Below are 17,965 nucleotides of genomic sequence, written 5' to 3'. Positions count from 1 at the left end.
AGGCGAGCTTGCCGCACCTGCTCAGCCGATCTTCCGCCCCAGGCGCTCGGCGATGAAGATGCCGCCGAGCACCATGGCCATGGCGACCGCGTGATGCCAGCCGAAGGGCTCGCCGACGATGAGGACGGCGAGCAGGGCGCCGAAGACGGGCACGAGATTGACGAAGACGCCGGCGCGACTCGGCCCGATGAGTTCGACCCCGCGCATGAAGGTGATCTGCGAGAGCAGGGACGGAAACAGCGCGACGAAGATGAGGACGAGATAGCCCTGCCAGGTCGGCCAGTAGGCGTCGCCGGCGCTGATCTCCCAGGCCAGCAGCGGCAAGGAGGTGAGGCAGGCGACGATGGCGAGCGCCAGGAAGAAGACGAGCCCCGGCACGTCCGGGCGGCCGCGCAGGGCAAGCGTGTAGCCGGTGTAGAACACGCAGGCGATCAACATCCACACGTCGCCGATGTTGAAGGCGAACTGCGTGATGGTGGCGATATCGCCGTGGGTTGCCGTCATGGCGACGCCGCCGAGCGTCACGATGACGCCGACGATCTGCAGCCAGGTGGCCCGAACGCCGAAGAAGATGAGCGCGCCGACGAGTACGAGGATCGGCATCGATCCCTGCATGATCGCGATGTTGACCGCGCTCGTATGGTGGCCGGCGAGATAGAAGAGCGCGTTGAAGCCGGTGAAGCCGAAGGCACCCATCAGGATTACGCGGTGCCGGTGGGAGGCGATCATGCGCCAGTTGTCGCGCAGGGCCCGGCCGTAGAGCGGCAGCAGAATGAGGCAGACGACGATCCAGCGCGCCGACGTCAGCACCATCGGCGTGATGTGGCCGACCGCGAGCTTGCTCGCGACGGCATTGCCACCCCACATGAGCGTGGTGAGCGTCAGGAGCAGGTAGGCGTGATCGAGGCGATGGCGGGCGGCGGTCAACGGCTGCAGGGTCAAGGGCGGCTTCCGTGAAGATGGCGTTGCAGACTAGGGTGCTTGCCGCCGGCCCGTAAGGGGCCTAGACGCAGGGGAGCATTGCGGCAGAGGGTGTCACAGGATGCGGTTGCTGATCGTCGATGGTTATCCCGAAGATGCACGCGAGCGCCACCGCGCGGGCTTCGGCCTGACGCCGGGCGAGGCCTATGCTGCCGTCGTGAAGGGCATCGCGCCGGCCGCCGCCTGCGATATCGCGCTGCCTGCCGATGCCGATGCGCAGCTGCCGTCCGGCGCCGGGCTCTCCTCCTACGATGCGGTGATCCTCACGGGCTCGCCGCTGCACGTCTACCATGACGAGGCGCCGGCGCGGCGGCAGATCGAGCTGATGCGGGCGGTCTACGACAGCGGCGTGCCGTCCTTCGGCTCCTGCTGGGGGCTGCAGGTGGCGGCAGTCGCCGCCGGCGGGACGGTGACGCCCAACCCGCTCGGACGCGAGGTGGGTTTTGCGCGACGAATCACGCCGAGCGAGGCGGGCAGGGGGCATCCGCTGCTCGCAGGACGCCCCGGTGCCTTCGATGCGCCCTGCGTGCATCTCGATGTGGTCGCCAGCCTGCCGGCGAACGCCATCGTGCTTGCGTCCAACGGCATGGCCGGCGTGCAGGCGGCGGAGATCCGCCACGGGCGAGGCGTCTTCTGGGGCGTGCAGTATCACCCGGAATTCTCGCTGACCGAGCTCGCCGCGATCATGGACCGCATGGCCGGGCCGCTGACCGACGAAGGCTTCTTCCGCGACCCGGCCGAAGTTGCCGGCTATGTCGGTGACCTCAGGGCGCTCGATGCCGACCGCAGCCGACGCGACCTCGCCTGGCGACACGGCCTCGACGAGCAGGTGCTCGTGGAGGCGTTGCGCACGCTCGAAATCCGCAATTTCGTCGCCCGTTGCCGCAACGGCGGCACGATGCGGCATTGACCCGGGAGCCGTCGCAAATCGCAGTGGGCGCATGCGCCGGGCTTGATTTTCGCCTCCCGATCGCCCAAGAGAGGGTGCAAGGAAACCCCGGCCAAGGTGAGCTTGCGCCGGGGTTTATCATGTTGATGGCCGGAACAGCCGGAGGCTGGACGTAAATGGCGAATGTCGTGGTGGTCGGCGCCCAGTGGGGCGACGAGGGCAAGGGCAAGATCGTCGACTGGCTCTGCGAGCAGGCCGACATCGTCGCGCGCTTCCAGGGCGGGCATAATGCAGGCCACACGCTCGTCATCGGTGATGCCGTCTACAAGCTCTCGCTTTTGCCGTCCGGCGTCGTCCGCCCCGGCAAGCTCGCCGTCATCGGCAATGGTGTCGTGCTCGATCCGCAGGCGCTCGTCGACGAGATCGATCGCCTCGCCACCCAAGGGGTGAGCATCACGCGCGACAACCTGCGCATCGCCGACAATGCCACGCTCATCTTGCCGCTGCACCGCGAGCTTGATGCGCTGCGCGAGAATTCCAACGCCGGCACGCGCATCGGCACCACGCGCCGCGGCATCGGCCCGGCCTATGAGGACAAGGTCGGCCGTCGCGCCATACGCCTGATGGACCTTGCAGACCTCGAGACGCTGCCCGCCAAGATCGAGCGCCTCCTGTCGCATCACAACGCCCTGCGCCGCGGCTTCGGTCTCGCCGAGTTCGGCGCCGAGGAGATCTTCGACGAGCTTTCCGCCGTGGCGCCGAAGGTGCTGCCCTACATGGACACGGTGTGGCGCCTGCTCGACGAGGAACGCCGCCACGGCAGCCGCATCCTCTTCGAGGGCGCGCAGGGGGCCCTGCTCGATATCGACCACGGCACCTATCCCTTCGTCACCTCCTCGCACACGGTGGCGGGCCAGGCGGCGACGGGCACCGGCCTCGGGCCGAAGGCGGTGGGCTATGTGCTCGGTATCGCCAAGGCCTATACGACTCGGGTGGGCGAGGGGCCTTTCCCGACGGAGCTCGACGACGAGATCGGGCAGCGCATCGGCGAGCGTGGCCGCGAGTTCGGCACGGTAACGGGGCGCAAGCGTCGCTGCGGCTGGTTCGACGCCGTTCTGGTGCGCCAGACGGTACGCACCTCGGGTATTGACGGCATCGCGCTGACGAAGCTCGACATTCTCGACGGCTTCGACGAGATCAAGGTCTGTGTCGGTTATCGCCTCGACGGCGAGGTGCTCGATCATCTGCCGGCAAGCCAGGGCGCTCAGGCGCGCGTCGAGCCGGTCTACGAGACCATCGAGGGCTGGCCCGGCACGACAGCGGGCGCGCGTTCCTGGGCGGACCTGCCGGCCCAGGCCATCAAATATGTCCGGCGCATCGAGGAGTTGATCGGCGCCCCCGTCGCGCTTCTGTCGACGAGCCCGGAGCGCGACGATACGATCCTCGTGCATAATCCCTTCGAAGGTTGACGGGCCCCACGTTTTCGGGACATTCGGGAGCCGATGGCGGACTATTATCCTTTGCTCTCGCGGGCCGTGGCCGGCCTGCCGGACAACACCCCCGAGACGCGGCGCGCGATCTACGACCGGGCGCGCGTCGTGCTGCTGCAGCAGTTGCGGGCGGTGGACCCGCCGTTGTCGGAGGCCGATATCGAGCGCGAACAGATCGCGCTCGATGATGTCATCGCGCGGATCGAGAACGAATATGCGCCGCCTCTCTATGACGATCCGCTGGAGCCGCGTTTCGATGAGGCGGTAGGGGCGACGGCAGGCTACGACGATGACCGGGATCCCTACCGGAGCGGCGGGGGCTATGGCGAGATTGACCGCTACGGGCCGGGCGACGACCAGTCGGCCGAGCCGCCCGGTATGCCGGGCGGATACGGAGCGTTGCCCCGGGGCGAGGACGAGCGCCCGGCGCGGCCGCGCCTGTCTCCGTCGCGCGGCGCTCGCGACGGTGGCGAGCGCCGTCGCACGCTGATCGTTGCCGGCGTCCTCGCCCTTGCCATTGCGGCAATAGCCGGCACGGCCCTGTGGCTGCGGCAGGAGGCGCCCGCACCGGTGCCGGACCAGGCACAGACGGAGCCCGGCGAGACGCCGACGGAGGGTGAGGCAAAGTTCAACGATCGCATCGGCGGTCCGCCGTCCGACCAGGCCCCGCCGGCGCAGCCGCAGCCGCAGCCGCCGCAGCAGGCGACGCCGCCCGGCGGCGCGGTGGCGGTCTCGCAGCGGGCCATCCTCTATGAGGAGACCGGCGATGCCAACCAGGCGCCGCGGGCCACTGGCGGGCGTGCGGTCTGGCGGCTCGACACCGTCAACCCCGGCGAAGGGCAGCCGCTCGAAACGGTGGTACGTGCCGAAGTTGCCGTGCCCGAGGCAGGCTTCACGCTGAATCTGACCTTCCGCCGCAACACCGACGCGACGCTGCCGGCATCCCATACCGTCGAGATGACGTTCGAGGAAACGGATCCCCAACGGGCGGTCCGGGAAGTCGGCGTGCCGCAGCTCAAGACGGACGAAGGGGCGCGCGGCACGCCGCTCGCCGGGCTGCCGGTGCCGGTGACGTCGAACTTCTTCCTGGTCGGGCTCTCCAACCTCGCCAGCGATGTGGAGCGCAACACCGAGCTGCTGCGGTCGCGGTCGTGGATGGACATTCCGCTGCGCTATGCATCCGGCCGGCGCGCCGTGCTCGCCTTCGAGAAGGGATTGTCGGGCGAGCAGGCGCTCGAGGCCGCCCTGCGCGTCTGGGCAGGCCAGCAATAGCAAGCCTTGTGGGGCGCCGGTGAGGCAGCCCCCGCGTCACCCATCGGACGGGCAGACCCGCACAACAAAACGGCGGCCCCTCGGCCGCCGTTGCTCTTCGGAGGCCATTCGGCCGCAACGTCAGGCCGGGCTCAGCGCCTGACCGTCGCCCTTCGGCGCCTCAATGCGGGCGAGACCCTGCTTGACGGCCTCCTGTACCTTCTCGAAGGCGCGGACCTCGATCTGGCGCACGCGCTCGCGGGAGACGCCGAATTCACTGGAGAGATCCTCGAGCGTGATCGGATCGTCGCGCAGGCGACGCGCCTCGAAGATGCGCCGCTCGCGCTCGTTGAGCACGCCGAGCGCCTGGCGCAGGGCAGCGAGCCGGTTGCGCCCCTCCTCTTCGGCCACGAGGTTGGCTTCCTGGTCGTCGCTCTCGTCGACCAGCCAGTCCTGCCACTCCCCGTCACCGTCCTGGCGCAGGGGAGCGTTGAGCGAGGTGTCGCCGCCGAGGCGGCGATTCATCTCGACCACGTCCTGCTCGGGCACGCCCAGGCGCTTGGCAATGGCCCTGACCTGTTCCGGTCGCAGGTCGCCCTCCTCATAGGCGGATATGCGGCCCTTGGCCTTGCGCAGGTTGAAGAACAGCTTCTTCTGGCTCGCGGTCGTGCCCATCTTCACGAGCGACCAAGAGCGCAGGATGTATTCCTGGATCGCAGCCTTGATCCACCACATCGCGTAGGTCGCGAGGCGGAAGCCCTTGTCGGGCTCGAAGCGCTTGACCGCCTGCATCAGGCCGACGTTGCCTTCCGAGACCACCTCGGCGATGGGCAGACCATAGCCGCGGTAGCCCATCGCAATCTTCGCGACGAGCCGCAGATGCGACGTCACGAGCTTGTGCGCCGCGTCGCGGTCTCCGTGTTCCCGCCACTGCTTCGCGAGCATGAATTCCTCATCGGGCTTCAGCATCGGGAAACGGCGGATCTCTTCGAGATAGCGCGAAAGCCCGCCCTCGCTGGCGAGCGTGGGAAGTGCGCCGGTAGCCATTTTCACCTCCTTTCGGCCCCCTGTCGGCAGGCCGTGTGACGGCCGCCCCCTGGCCAGCCGTCCTGAACACCCTACATCCGGGAACACATTGTCCGAAAGAGGGCATCCGACTGTCTCAGAACCGCAGTTTCGGCCGTTGGTTTCGTCCGGCATGTGCGCTAGCGCACACATCGGACTCCGCACCCGCGCTTTCAGGTGTTCGCGCGCAGCGCGTTCACGAGCCTCAGTAGCTCTGGCGGCAGCGGGCTTGCAAAGCGCATTTCTTCGCCCGTCACTGGATGGGCGAAGCCCAACTCGGCCGCATGAAGCGCCTGGCGAGACAGCACGCTCAACGCCTGGCGCGCCGCCTCTCCGAGAAGGGCCGACTTCGTCCGGAAGCCGCTGCCGTAGATTGCGTCGCCGAGGAGCGGATGGCCGCGGTGGGCGAGATGCACCCTGATCTGGTGCGTGCGCCCCGTTTCAAGGCGGCAGCGCACAAAGCTCGCCACATCCGCCGCGTGCCCGGCGGCGAAACGCTCCTCCACCATATAGTGCGTGACCGCTTCGCGTCCATGGCCGGCGCGGGCGACCGCCATCTTCTCCCGGTTGTGCGGGGCGCGGTCGATCGGCGCACTGATCGTGCCGGCCAGCGGCTGCGGCACGCCCCAGACCACCGCCACATAGGCCCGGTGAAGCGGCCCGGTGCGGCCGTGGTCGGCGAACTGGGCGCTCAGCCCCTTGTGCGCCTCGTCGGTCTTCGCCACCACCATGACGCCGGACGTGTCCTTGTCGAGGCGATGCACGATGCCCGGCCGCCGGACGCCGCCGATGCCCGAGAGGCTCGCGCCGCAATGGGCGATGAGGGCGTTGACGAGCGTGCCCGTCTCGTTGCCGGGGGCCGGGTGCACGACAAGACCCGCCGGCTTGTCGATCACGATGAGCGCGTTGTCCTCGTAGAGCACACTGAGGGGGATATCCTCGCCGGACGGTTCCGCCGCCGCCGCCGGAGGCACGGTGACGGCGAGAGGGAGGCCGGCGGCGAGCTTGCGCGATGCATTCGTTTCGGGCTTTCCGCCGACGCTGACGTGACCATCCTTAATGAGTTCTTGGATGCGGCTGCGCGACAGGTCCGGAAGCCTGAGCGCGAGCGCGCGGTCGAGCCGCACGCCGGCATCATCTGCCCCGGCGGTCAGATGGATGGTTCGGCCGGCATCCGCCATCTTGTCGCTCATGAGCGCTCGTCGCCCGTCGCGGCAGTCCAGTCAAGCCTCTCCCGGCAACAGAACCGTCTTGAGACTGTGGAGACGGACGGTTTTTGACACAAAGTGCCGCGACAGGACTTGAACAGGGGGCGAAGCGCTTATATAGAAGCGGCCTCACGCAAGACGCTCCCATCGTCTAGCGGTCTAGGACGTCGCCCTCTCACGGCGAAAACAGGGGTTCGAGTCCCCTTGGGAGCGCCACCCGCCTCATAAGCGCCTGAAAAACATCAAAAAAATCTAAGGTGGGACACTCGGTGGGACAGCATATGTTCACCTTTAGAGCTGTAGCGCGCAAAATCGCGTGCGACTCTGCGCAACATCACATGCGAGCGCGCGCCGTGCCCTCACGTCGGCTGTCGGGGGAGTTTTTTGCCAATTTTTACGGAATTTTATCTAAAATTCTTCCGTTGCGCCTGTTTTCGAGGCACATTGTGCCTATATTAATTGATTGATTACCCACAGTGAGTAAGGTGTCGCTACTCTTACACTGGGGGTACTGATGCGTGCACTTCGCACTTCGATTTCAATCCTGGCGCTCGCCGTCGCCGGCCCGGTTCTCGCTGCCGATCTGCCATCCCGGCAGATGGCTCCGGTCGTGCCCGTCGGGCCGATCTTCACCTGGACCGGCTTCTACGCCGGTGTGAATGTCGGCGGCGCCTGGGAGCATGGCTCTCTGCACGTCCGCGACGAGGATACGTTCCAGTCCATCAACGTCGGCGCGGCCCTCGGCCTGCGCGAGTCGGACAGTGGCGGCTTCACCGGCGGTGCGCAGATCGGCTACAATTACCAGATTGGCCAATTCGTCCTCGGCGCCGAAGCCGACTTCAACTATCTCAATGTCAACCGTCGCATCAGCGGCGTGGTGGCCGACTTCGAAGGTGACGGCGGCTCCGTCTTCGCTAAGGCGACGGTGGACTGGTACGGCACCGTGCGCGCGCGCGTCGGCTTCACCCCGACCGAGCGTCTCCTCGTCTATGCCACCGGCGGTCTCGCCTATGGCCAGGTCAAGCATCGTATGACGGTGGCGGACGATATCGGCGAGGATTCCTGGTCCGGCCGCGGCAACCACACGCAGTGGGGCTGGACGCTCGGTGCGGGCCTCGAATATGCCATCACGAACAACCTGACCCTGCGCGGCGAATATCTCTACGTCGATCTCGGCGACAAGAACACGCGGCTCGGCTACACGGGAACGGACCCGGCGCTCGCCGGCGACACCCTCACGGTCAAGAGCGACACGCAGTTCAGCGTCGTCCGCGCCGGTCTCAATTACAAGTTCTGATCGATCGGGTCCTCTCCGAGGCGGCATCACGGCCGTCTGCGCACTGCGCAGGCGGCCGTTTTCATTTGCCGCCGGCCGGAAAATGCCCGTTCTTATGCGGGAATTATGGATATTATCCTGTCTGCTGTGGAATTGGGGGGGCTTGCGACTGTCGCGAAATAATCAATAAGTTACGTTTTTGAGACGCTTCGGGCTGTCGCCCGTGGTGGGATCGGAGGGGGCAGTGGAGCATATGAAGTCGGCCTGGCCGCCGTCGCTGTGGGCGGACGTAACGCCTCCGGGAGGCGATTACCCGTCGCTTGCGGGTGTGGCCACCGGCGATGTCGTCGTCATCGGTGGCGGCTTCACCGGCTTGTCGACGGCGCTCCATCTCGCCAAGGATGGCAAGCGCGTCGTGCTCCTCGAGGCTGCCGCTCCGGGCTGGGGCGCCTCGGGCCGCAACAACGGCCAGGTCATTCCCACCCTGACGCGCCCGAACCCCGACGACATCGTCGCAAGGCACGGCGCTGACGGCGAGCGCTTCGTCGCCTTATTGCGCGACAGCGCGTCCGTGCTGTTCGACCTGGTGCGTCGCCTCGATATCCCGGCGGAGGCGGAACAGACCGGCTGGATCCAGCCGGTGCATACGCCGGGGCGCATGAAGATTGCCGAGGCGCGCGTCGCGCAGTGGAGTCGCTACGGGGCGCCGGTCGAGTTGCTCGACCGGGAGCGCGTGCGTCAGATGACCGGCTCCGAGGCCTGGCACGGCGGCTTCTGGAACCGCAGCGGCGGGCACATCAATCCCCTGGCGCTCGCGCGCGGCCTCGCACGCGCCGTGGCGGCGAAGGGCGTGAGCATCTTCGCCGGCACGCCGGCCCTTTCCTTCGCCCGCGAGGGCGGCGGCTGGCGCGTCGCGACGCCGCACGGTGAGGTGCGGGCCAAGGCGCTGGTGCTCGCCACCAATGCCTATACCGGGGAATTCGCCACAGAACTCGCGCCTGCCATCGCGCAGGAGGTGGTGCCGGTGCTGTCGTGGCAGATGGCCACCGAGCCCCTCGGCGACAATCTGCGGGCCTCGATCATTCCCGGCCGGCAGGCCGTGTCGGACACCCACGGCGACCTCTGGTTCATGCGCTACGACGCACGCCACCGGCTCGTGACCGGAGGGGCGCTCATCGCTCCGGTCAACGGCGCGGAGCGGCTCAGGCGGCGCATCGGCGAGCGGCTCAAGCGCATCTTCCCACAGATCGGCGAGGTGCGTTTCAGCCATGTGTGGAACGGCTATATCGGCATGACGACCGACTATTTCCCGCGCTTCCATCGCCTCGGGCCGGACGCCTATGCCTGGGCTGGCTGCAACGGCCGGGCGGTGGCGCTGTCGCTCAGCATCGGCCGCGAACTGGCGCGCGCCGTCGATGGCGCGGAAGTTGCTTTGCCGTTCAGCGAGCCGCGGCCCCTGCCGGCGCACGGGTTGCTGCGGCGCCTCGCGCCGCTCAACCTCGTTCTTTATCGCTGGCGCGATGCCCGCGAGATCGCTTGAATCGGTTTGAGGCTGCAGTGGAAGAGGACGATATGGCGGACAAAGCCGATGACAACACCATCAACCTCCTGCGCCGGGCCTTCGCCATGCGCGCGGCGGCCTATGCCTACATGTTCGACACGCTGCGCGAGGAGCTGGGCGAGGAGAAGGCGCTCGAGCTCGGCATGAAGGCGACCCGCCGCATGGGCGAGGACATGGGGCGCAATTTCAAGGACTACGGCCCGGGCGACCTCAACGGGCTGAAGGACGCTTTCCTCGGCGGGATCATCGAGGGCGAGCGCATGTTCTCGCCCGAGGTACGCCGCTGCGACGGCGAGGAGCTGGAGATCTACTTCCACCGCTGCCCACTGAAGGAAGCCTGGCAGGAGATGGGCCGCTCCGATGAGGACGTGCGCAAGCTGTGCCGCATGGCGGGCGCCATCGACACGGGCCTGTTCACCGCGGCCGGCTTCACCTTCGCCGGCGAGACATGGAAGCCGGGCGAGAGCGGCTGCTGCCGTCTCAGGGTCCTGCCGGGCACGGCGGCCTGAGGCGCCGAAGACAATCGGGGAGAGTGACTGAGATGAACAGACGTAATCTTTTGATCGGCGCGGGGCTTGCCGCGCTCGCCGTCTCGGGCGGGGCGGCACTCGCGCAGCAGCCGGTCGTCAAGATCGGCTACCAGCTGCCGCTCACGGGCAATACGGCGCAATACGGCCAGGACTTCAAGAACGCGGCCGAGATTGCGCTCGCCAAGTTCAATGCCTCCGGCAGGCCCTTCAAGGTGGAGATCGTCTTCGAGGACTCGCGGTCGGACGCCAAGGAAGGCATCGCCATCGCGCGCAAGTTCGTCGACGACAAGGAGATCGTCGGCGTGCTGGGCGACTTCACCTCCGGCGTGTCCATGGCCTCGGCCCAGGTCTACAAGAGTGCCGGCATGCCGCAGCTGTCGCAGACGGCCTCGCATCCGGATTATGCCAAGATCTCGGAATGGCAGTTCCGCAACATCACCACCCAGGCGCAGGAAGGGCCCTATAATGCCGACTGGATGGTCGATCAGGGCTTCAAGAAGATTGCCGTCATCGCCGAGCAGACCGACTGGGGCCAGACCGTCGTCTCCAACTTCGCCGACGAGGTGAAGAAGAAGGGTGGCGAGGTGGTATTCAGCGAGTTCTTCAACCGCGGGCTGGCCGACTTCCGCCCGATCATCACCAAGATCGCGCGCGAGAAGCCGGACGCGATCTACACCGGCTTCTTCTACGAGGATGGGGCGCAGTTCCTCAAGCAGATGAAGCAGCTCGGCCTCACCATCCCGGTCTATTCCACCTCGGCCGCCTACAACCAGAAGCTCATCGAGCTCGCCGGTGCCGACGCGGAGGGTATGCATCTGACGGCGACCTTCCTGCCGTCGAACCCGGCGCCGCAGGTGCAGGAATTCGTCGCGGCCTGGAAGGAGAAGACAGGCCAGGCGGAGCCTGGCCAGTTCCCGGCCCAGGCCTATGATGCCGTCAACATCATGCTCGCCGCGCTCGAGAAGGCCTGGCCGGAGCCGACGCGCGAGAAGGTGCGCGATGCGCTCGCCGCAACCAAGGACTTCCCCGGCGTGACCGGCGACACCACCTTCGATGCCCACCGCGAGCCGGCCAAGAAGCTGACCAAGGCCGTCGTCAAGGGCGGCCAGTTCGTCGCGGTCGCCGACTGAACGCAGCTGCGGGCCGCCGGTGAGGCGGTCCGGTCCACAGCCGTCATGCCCGCGCCCGTCGCTGGCATCCACGCCTCAGACGATCGCAGCGTCAAAGGCGCGGATGGCCGGGACGAGCCCGGCCATGACGCTGGAGAGCGTCGATCTCGAAGACGATTGGCATGAGTTCAGCGGCTTTTTCGGCCCCAACCTCCCGGTCGCGATGGATTATTACCTGCAGCAACTCGCCATCGGCCTCTCCCTCGGCATGGTCTATGCCCTGATGGCCATCGGCTTCACGCTGATCTTCGGCGTGCTCAACGTCGTCAACTTCGCCCACGGCGAGGTTTACACGATCGGCGCCTTTACCGGGCTCGTGGTCATCTCCGCCTTCGCGCCGCCGCTCATCGTCGTGCTGCTCCTCGTGGTGGCGGTGGGGGCGCTCGCGGGCGTCGGGCTGGAGCGCATAGCGTTCAAGCCGTTCCGGCGCTTCAGCGACGAGGCCTCGCTCAAGTCGCGCGCCATGCGCGAGGCGACGCTGATGTCGTCGCTCGCGGTGTCCATCGTCGTGCGCGAGGCGGTCGAGATCGGCTTCGGCTCGCAATTCCAGACCGTGCCGCTCGACCGGCTGCTCAACAGCCCGATCAGCCTCGGGCCGATCACCATCGTCTCGGGCGACGTCATCATCTTCGTGGTGGCGGCGCTGATGCTGGGCGGGCTGCAATATGTCCTCAAGCGCACCAATGTCGGGCTCTCGATCCGCGCCGTGTCGAGCAATCCGCTCGGTGCCAAATATGTTGGCATCAACACCGACCGCACCATCATCTGGACCTTTGCCGTAGGCTCCATGATGGGGGCGGCGGCCGGCATCCTCGTCGGGCTCTACTACGGGGCCATCTTCCCGAGCATGGGCTTCATCCCCGGCATCAAGGCCTTCGTCGCCATGGTCATGGGCGGGCTCTCGTCCATCCCCGGCGCTGTCATCTGCGCGCTCATCCTCGGCTTCAGCGAGAGCATCGCGACCATCTTCGTGCCCTCCGTCTGGGCCGACATGGTGGCCTACGGCTTCCTCATCGTGACGCTCATCTTCTTCCCGCGCGGCATCTTTGGCGGAGCTCGCGACCGTGTCTGACCGTCTGCGCCCCCTTCTCGTCGTCGCGGCCGTGCTCGTCCTCGTCCTTGGGGTCGTGCCGGCGGTTCTCGGCGCCTTCGACCGCAGCTATCTCTACCAGGTGGCCAATCTCGCGCTGATCTTCGTGCTGCTCGCGGCCTCCATGCACCTCGTCACCGGCGTTGCGGGGCTCCTGCAGCTCGGCCATGCCGCCTTCTACGGCGTGGGCGCCTATACGGCGGCGCTGCTTACCACGGAGGCCGGGCTCTCCTTCGGCTGGACCCTGCCACTCGCCGGGCTCGGCGCCGCCTTCGTCGCCGTCCTCGTGGCGCTGCCGACCATGCGGCTGGTGTCGATCTATTTCGCCGTGGCGACGCTCGGCATCGGGCAGATGCTCTATCTCGTCATGCTCAACTGGGTGCCGGTGACGAAGGGGCCGAACGGCATCCTCGTCACCAGCGGCCTCACGCTCTTCGGCTACGACCTGTCGCGGCCGGCTTCGGCCTATTTCGTCGTGGCCGTCGTTACGCTCGCCTCGCTGTGGGTGATCCATCGCCTGTCGCACTCCTACTACGGCAACGCGCTGCGCTCGCTGCGCGAGGACGACCAGTGCGCGGATGCGATGGGCCTCGACACCGTGCGGCTGAAGATCGAGAGCTTTGCCGTTTCCGGCTTCTTCGCCGGCATTGCCGGGGCGCTGTGGGCGCACACGGCCGGCTATATCTCGCCGGCCGATTTCTCCTTCCCGCAATCGATCCTCATCCTGGCGATGGTGGTGGTGGGCGGGCTCGGCAGCCTGCCGGGGGCGGTCATCGGGGCGCTCGTCCTCATCCTCCTGCCGGAGGTGCTCAGGCCGGTCGGCGACTTCCGCAACATCATCGTCGGCGGCGTGCTGTTCTTCTCCATCCTGCTGATGCCCAAGGGCATTATCGGCGAGGTCTCGGCGCTCGACCTCGTGCGCCGTCAGCTCGGCGGCGCCTGGCGCGGCGAAGGCACGAAGGCGGGCTCGGAGGTGGGCTGGCGATGACGACGCTTCTCACCATCAACGGCGCGACGCGCCGCTTCGGCGGCCTCACCGCGGTCGACGGCGTCTCGACCACGGTCGCCAAGGGCGAACTCGTCGGCGTCATCGGCCCGAACGGTGCCGGCAAGACGACGCTGTTCAACCTCATCTCGGGTTTCACGCCGCTGTCGGCGGGCAAGGTGCATTTCAAGGGCCGGCGCATCGACGGCCAGAAGCCCTTCCGTATCGCCCGGCTCGGCATCGGCCGCACCTTCCAGAACCTCCGCATCTTCCCGAACATGAGCGTCTTCGACAACGTCTCTGTCGGGGCGGCGGGGATGCTCGGCGTCAATGCGGCGGGGGCGGTGTTCGGCGGCAAGGCGCGGAGCGAGGCCATCTCGCGGCGCGCCTGGGCAGCGCTCGAGCAGGTGGGCCTGCAAGGCCTCGCCGGAGAGCTCGCGGCCAACATCTCCTATGGCCGGCGCAAATATCTCGAGATCGCCCGCGCGCTCGCCATGGAGCCGGAGCTCATCATCCTCGACGAGCCGGCGGCCGGTCTCAACGACACCGAGACGCGCGAACTCGCGGCCTTCATCAAGCGCCTGCACGGCGACGGCATGACCGTGCTCCTCGTGGAGCACGACATGGGCCTCGTCATGGGCATCTGCGAGCGGGTGGTGGTGCTCGCCAGCGGCCGCAAGATCGCCGATGCCGCGCCGGAGGTGGTGCGCAAGGACGCGGCCGTGCTCGAGGCCTATCTCGGCGTAGAGGAATAGGGCCATGGCGCTTCTCGAAGTCCGCGACCTCCACGTCTCCATGGGCGTGCAGGAGATCCTGCACGGCATCGACATCGACCTCGGCGAAGGCGAGATCGTCGCCATGCTGGGCGCCAATGGCGTCGGCAAGACGACGCTGATGCGCGCGCTCTCGGGCATCTACCGCGTCAGGGGCGGCACGATCACGCTCGCCGGCGAGGACATTACAAACGCGCCCTCGCACACCATCGTGGCGCGCGGCCTCTGCCAGGCGCCCGAGGGGCGGCAGATCTTCGCCACCATGAGCGTGCGCGAGAACCTCGTCCTCGGCGGCGGCCCGCAGGGCCTTGCCCGCATCGACGAGGTGCTGCCGCTCTTCCCCATCCTCGGCGAGCGCATGGGGCAGGCGGCGGGGTCGCTCTCGGGCGGCGAGCAGCAGATGCTGTGCATCGCCCGCGCCCTCATGCGCAGCCCCAGGGTGCTGCTTCTGGACGAGCCGTCGCTCGGCCTTGCGCCCAAGCTCGTCAAGCTTATCTTCGATCTCGTCGCGCGGATCCGCGAGCAGGGCGTGTCGATCCTGATCGTCGAGCAAAATGCGCGCGGGGCGCTCAGGGTCGCCGACAGGGCCGCGGTGATGGAAGGGGGGCGCGTCGTCCTTGCCGGGCCTGCGGCCGAACTCGCTAACGATCCGCGCATCGTCGAGGCCTATCTCGGCGGCCACGTCGCCGGATAGAGGAGAGGATGATGGCTTCAGCCAAGGATACGACAGCCAAGGAGACGGCGGCCGCCCCGCCGATGCCGATGATCGAGCGCCGGCGCATCGAGGCGGAGATCCTCAAGCATGTCTACGAGACGCTGAAGGAGAGCCACGGCGTCGCGGTGGCGCAGAAGGCGGTGGCCGATGCGGTGCGCCGCTCCTCCATCGAGCAGGGCGCGCGATTCGCCGCCATGCAGAACGGCGAGACCTCCATCGAGGGTTTTGCCGCGCTGCAGCCGCTGTGGACCATGGAGAACGCGCTCGAGATCGACGTGATCGAGAAGACCGAGACGACCTTCGCCTTCAACGTCACCCGCTGCCGCTATGCGGAGATGTACCGGCAGATGGGCCTCGGTGAGATCGGCCACCTGCTGTCGTGCCAGCGGGACGGCACCTTCTGCGAGGGCTATGACGACAGGCTCAAGCTCGCCCGTTCGCAGACCATCATGCAGGGCGCGAGCCACTGCGATTTCCGCTATACATACGAAAAGGCCGAAGGCTGAGAGATGTCGACCTCCCGCCGCGTCGCCTGACAGAATAATGACAGTCGTTCGCTTTGCCGGCTGAGTTAAGCGCTGTGGAAATGAAATAAAACTGTCAGACACAGGGCGTAGCAACCTCTCGGCATGAGGGCCGGCCGCCTGGCCCGCCAGCATCAGGGAGTTGCGGAATGTCCTTCGTCAGCAAGCTGCAGATGGCTGCGGCCGCGGGTGCGCTCGTCGCCGCATTCGCCGTTTCGCCGGCCGCCGCCGAGCGCGCCCGTTTCGAGTTCTGGTATGGCCTCACGGGCGACCTCGGCGAGCGCGTGCAGGAAACCTGCAAGCGTTTCAACGATTCGCAGCAGGAATTCGAGGCCGTCTGCGTCGGCCAGGGCGGCTATCCCAACGCGGTGCAGAACGCCATCGCCGCCTACCGCGCCGGCAAGCAGCCAACCGTCGTGCAGGTCTATGACGGCGGCACGCTCGACCTTATGCTCTCCGGCGCCTATGTGCCGGCGCGCAAGCTGATGGCGGACAACGGCTACGAGGTGAAGTGGGGCGACTACTTCTCCGGCATCGCCAATTACTACGCGACGGCGAAGGGCGAGCTTCTGTCCTTCCCCTACAATTCTTCGACGGCGATGCTCTACTGGAACAGGGACGCCTTCGCCAGGATCGGCCGCGACAAGGCTCCCTCCACTTGGGAGGAGGTGGAAGAGGTGGCGCGCGAACTGAAGAAGGCCGGCTACGAGTGCCCGCTCGGCTTCAACTTCGACACTTGGCAGATCCTGGAGCAGTTCTCGGCCATCCACGGCGAGCCGATCGCCACCAAGAACAACGGCTATGACGGGCTCGACGCCGAAGTCGTGTTCAACAAGACGAAGTTCGTCGACCATGTGAAGTTCTTCAAGCGCATGGCGGACGAAGGGGTCTTCGTGGTGCGCACGAAGGAGGCGGGCATGGACATCGTGCCGTCCTTCGCCTCCGGCGCCTGCCAGATGATCCAGACCTCGATCGCGGACCACGGCACCATCGGCAAGACGGCCGCTCCCGACATGAGGTGGGACGTTGCCATGCTGCCGGTGTGGAAGGGCACCGAGCGCAGGAACTCGCTCGTCGGCGGCGCCTCGTTGTGGGTCCTCGCCGGCAAGTCGGAGCCGGAATACAAGGGGGCCGCTGCTTTCCTCAAGTTCATCGGCACGCCGGAATCGGCTGAGTGGTGGTCGACGGTCACCGGCTACATCCCGGTGACGAACTCCGGCTTCGAGGCCATGAAGGCCAAGGGTTTCTATGACAAGGCGCCCTATAAGGGCCGCGAGCTCGCCATCGAGAGCCTGACCTATACGCCGACGACGCCGATCACCCGCGGCATCCGCCTCGGTGGCTTCATGCAGATCCGCAAGGAGGTGACGGACGCGCTGCAGGGCATCTTCGCCGGCAAGGTCGGCGTCGAGGAAGCGCTGAACGAGGCCGCCGAGCGCTCCAACGCCGTGCTGCGCCGCTTCGAGAAGACCTACGCGGGCAAGAGCCTCCTCTGAGGCCATCTGAACGGCCGCGGCGCCTTTCCGGCGCCGCGGCGTCCCGCGTCGAGCCTCCGGAGCCGATCCGATGGAAAAGCGCGCCGTCTTCAGGGCCGGCAGCCTCGCCTACCTGCTCATTCTGCCGCAGCTGCTGCTCGTCTTCGTCTTCTTCTACTGGCCGACGGGTGCCGCGCTCTACTGGGCCTTCACGCTGGAGATGCCCTGGGGCGGCGGCAACCAGTGGGTTGGCCTCGAGAATTTCAGCGCCGTGCTGAACGACGCCAAATACTGGTCGTCGGTCGCGGCGAGCTGCGTCTTCGCCTTTGCGGCCACGGCGCTGGCGCTCGCCCAGGCTCTGGTGCTCGCCCTCTTCGTCGACCGGCAGCTGCGCGGCTCGAAGAGCTTTCGCTCCTTCTACGTGTGGCCCTATGCCGTTGCGGCGCCGGCCGTGAGCCTCGCCTTCCGCTTCATCTTCGCGCCCGAGACGGGGCTCGTCGCCTTCGTCAACCAGTGGTGGCCGGGGCTCTGGAATCCGTCGATCAACGGCGCCCAGGCGATGACGCTCGTCGTCCTGTGCTTCGCGTGGAAGTGGATCGGCTACAACTTCATCTTCCTGCTTGCGGCGCTGCAGTCGATCCCGCGGGCACTGACGGAGGCGAGCGCCATGGACGGCGCCGGGCCGCTCAGGCGCATGCTCGACATCCAGCTGCCGCTGCTGACGCCGACCTTCTTCTTCCTGCTCGTCATCAACCTCACCGAGAGCTTCGTCGGCGCAGACAGCTTCGGCATCGTCGACATCCTCACCGAGGGCGGGCCGGCCAACGCGACCAACCTCCTCGTCTACAAGATCTATTCCGACGGCTTCAAAGGCCTCGACTATTCCGGCGCCGCGGCCCAGAGCATCATCCTCATGCTGCTCGTCATGGTGCTCACCTTCATCCAGTTTCGCTGGGTGGAGCGGCGCGTGCACTACAAGTGAG

Annotated in this window: 17 protein-coding genes and 1 tRNA gene; 15 read left to right on the top strand and 3 right to left on the bottom strand. The window is 67.0% G+C overall.

Going from position 1 to position 17,965, the window contains the following annotated elements; translation table 11 throughout:
* Positions 1-21 precede the first annotated feature (21 nt).
* Positions 22-942: a DMT family transporter gene (locus tag ASC46_RS02035; RefSeq protein WP_055457614.1), complete on the bottom strand. Its 921-nt coding sequence runs from the start codon at positions 940-942 to the stop codon at positions 22-24.
* A gap of 100 nt (positions 943-1,042) precedes the next feature.
* Between ASC46_RS02035 and ASC46_RS02030 the strand changes: the two genes are divergently transcribed.
* The 3 genes from ASC46_RS02030 (at position 1,043) to ASC46_RS02020 (ending at position 4,632) form a co-directional block, all read left to right on the top strand.
* Positions 1,043-1,891, top strand: a complete 849-nt coding sequence (locus tag ASC46_RS02030; RefSeq protein ID WP_055457613.1) for a type 1 glutamine amidotransferase — start codon at positions 1,043-1,045, stop codon at positions 1,889-1,891.
* A gap of 155 nt (positions 1,892-2,046) precedes the next feature.
* Entirely contained in the window at positions 2,047-3,339 is a 1,293-nt protein-coding gene (locus tag ASC46_RS02025; RefSeq protein ID WP_055457612.1) for an adenylosuccinate synthase, read from the top strand.
* A gap of 33 nt (positions 3,340-3,372) precedes the next feature.
* A complete protein-coding gene (locus ASC46_RS02020) occupies positions 3,373-4,632 on the top strand; it encodes a hypothetical protein (RefSeq protein WP_055457611.1) in 1,260 nt (419 codons plus the stop codon).
* 120 nt (positions 4,633-4,752) lie between these two features.
* On the opposite strand, the gene rpoH is transcribed toward ASC46_RS02020, so the two are convergent.
* Entirely contained in the window at positions 4,753-5,658 is a 906-nt protein-coding gene (gene rpoH, locus ASC46_RS02015) for an RNA polymerase sigma factor RpoH (protein WP_055457610.1), read from the bottom strand.
* A 191-nt stretch (positions 5,659-5,849) separates the two neighbouring features.
* Positions 5,850-6,869: an RluA family pseudouridine synthase gene (locus ASC46_RS02010; RefSeq protein WP_425349079.1), complete on the bottom strand. Its 1,020-nt coding sequence runs from the start codon at positions 6,867-6,869 to the stop codon at positions 5,850-5,852.
* Positions 6,870-7,024: 155 nt separating this feature from the next.
* Here ASC46_RS02010 and ASC46_RS02005 point away from each other — a divergent pair.
* The 12 genes from ASC46_RS02005 (at position 7,025) to ASC46_RS01950 (ending at position 17,964) form a co-directional block, all read left to right on the top strand.
* A tRNA-Glu gene (locus tag ASC46_RS02005) sits at positions 7,025-7,100 on the top strand.
* Between the two features lie 298 nt (positions 7,101-7,398).
* On the top strand, positions 7,399-8,181 hold the full coding sequence (locus tag ASC46_RS02000; RefSeq protein ID WP_063190019.1) for an outer membrane protein: 783 nt from the start codon (positions 7,399-7,401) through the stop codon (positions 8,179-8,181).
* Positions 8,182-8,413: 232 nt separating this feature from the next.
* Positions 8,414-9,700: an NAD(P)/FAD-dependent oxidoreductase gene (locus ASC46_RS01995; protein ID WP_055457608.1), complete on the top strand. Its 1,287-nt coding sequence runs from the start codon at positions 8,414-8,416 to the stop codon at positions 9,698-9,700.
* A gap of 32 nt (positions 9,701-9,732) precedes the next feature.
* The gene (locus ASC46_RS01990; protein ID WP_055457607.1) at positions 9,733-10,230 is read left to right on the top strand and encodes an L-2-amino-thiazoline-4-carboxylic acid hydrolase; all 498 of its coding nucleotides are present in this window, start codon (positions 9,733-9,735) and stop codon (positions 10,228-10,230) included.
* A gap of 32 nt (positions 10,231-10,262) precedes the next feature.
* Positions 10,263-11,381 (top strand): ABC transporter substrate-binding protein, encoded by a 1,119-nt coding sequence (locus ASC46_RS01985; protein ID WP_055457606.1) that lies wholly within the window; start codon positions 10,263-10,265, stop codon positions 11,379-11,381.
* Positions 11,382-11,505: 124 nt separating this feature from the next.
* Positions 11,506-12,492, top strand: coding sequence for a branched-chain amino acid ABC transporter permease (locus ASC46_RS01980; RefSeq protein WP_245280440.1), 987 nt, complete (start codon positions 11,506-11,508; stop codon positions 12,490-12,492).
* Positions 12,485-13,498, top strand: a complete 1,014-nt coding sequence (locus ASC46_RS01975) for a branched-chain amino acid ABC transporter permease (protein ID WP_055457909.1) — start codon at positions 12,485-12,487, stop codon at positions 13,496-13,498. Before ASC46_RS01980 ends, ASC46_RS01975 begins: the two co-directional genes overlap by 8 nt.
* Positions 13,495-14,250: an ABC transporter ATP-binding protein gene (locus ASC46_RS01970; protein ID WP_055457605.1), complete on the top strand. Its 756-nt coding sequence runs from the start codon at positions 13,495-13,497 to the stop codon at positions 14,248-14,250. The genes ASC46_RS01975 and ASC46_RS01970 overlap by 4 nt, the downstream gene beginning before the upstream one ends.
* 4 nt (positions 14,251-14,254) lie before the next feature.
* Positions 14,255-14,962, top strand: coding sequence for an ABC transporter ATP-binding protein (locus ASC46_RS01965; protein WP_055457604.1), 708 nt, complete (start codon positions 14,255-14,257; stop codon positions 14,960-14,962).
* An 11-nt stretch (positions 14,963-14,973) separates the two neighbouring features.
* Positions 14,974-15,489 (top strand): L-2-amino-thiazoline-4-carboxylic acid hydrolase, encoded by a 516-nt coding sequence (locus ASC46_RS01960; protein ID WP_245280439.1) that lies wholly within the window; start codon positions 14,974-14,976, stop codon positions 15,487-15,489.
* 167 nt (positions 15,490-15,656) lie between these two features.
* The gene (locus ASC46_RS01955; RefSeq protein ID WP_055457603.1) at positions 15,657-17,003 is read left to right on the top strand and encodes an extracellular solute-binding protein; all 1,347 of its coding nucleotides are present in this window, start codon (positions 15,657-15,659) and stop codon (positions 17,001-17,003) included.
* A 70-nt stretch (positions 17,004-17,073) separates the two neighbouring features.
* The gene (locus ASC46_RS01950; RefSeq protein ID WP_055457602.1) at positions 17,074-17,964 is read left to right on the top strand and encodes an ABC transporter permease subunit; all 891 of its coding nucleotides are present in this window, start codon (positions 17,074-17,076) and stop codon (positions 17,962-17,964) included.
* The last annotated feature ends 1 nt before the right edge of the window (position 17,965 follow it).

It is taken from the genome of Chelatococcus sambhunathii, from assembly GCF_001418005.1.
Classification (GTDB): domain Bacteria; phylum Pseudomonadota; class Alphaproteobacteria; order Rhizobiales; family Beijerinckiaceae; genus Chelatococcus_A; species Chelatococcus_A sambhunathii.
This window is presented reverse-complemented; position numbering and strand designations above follow the sequence as displayed.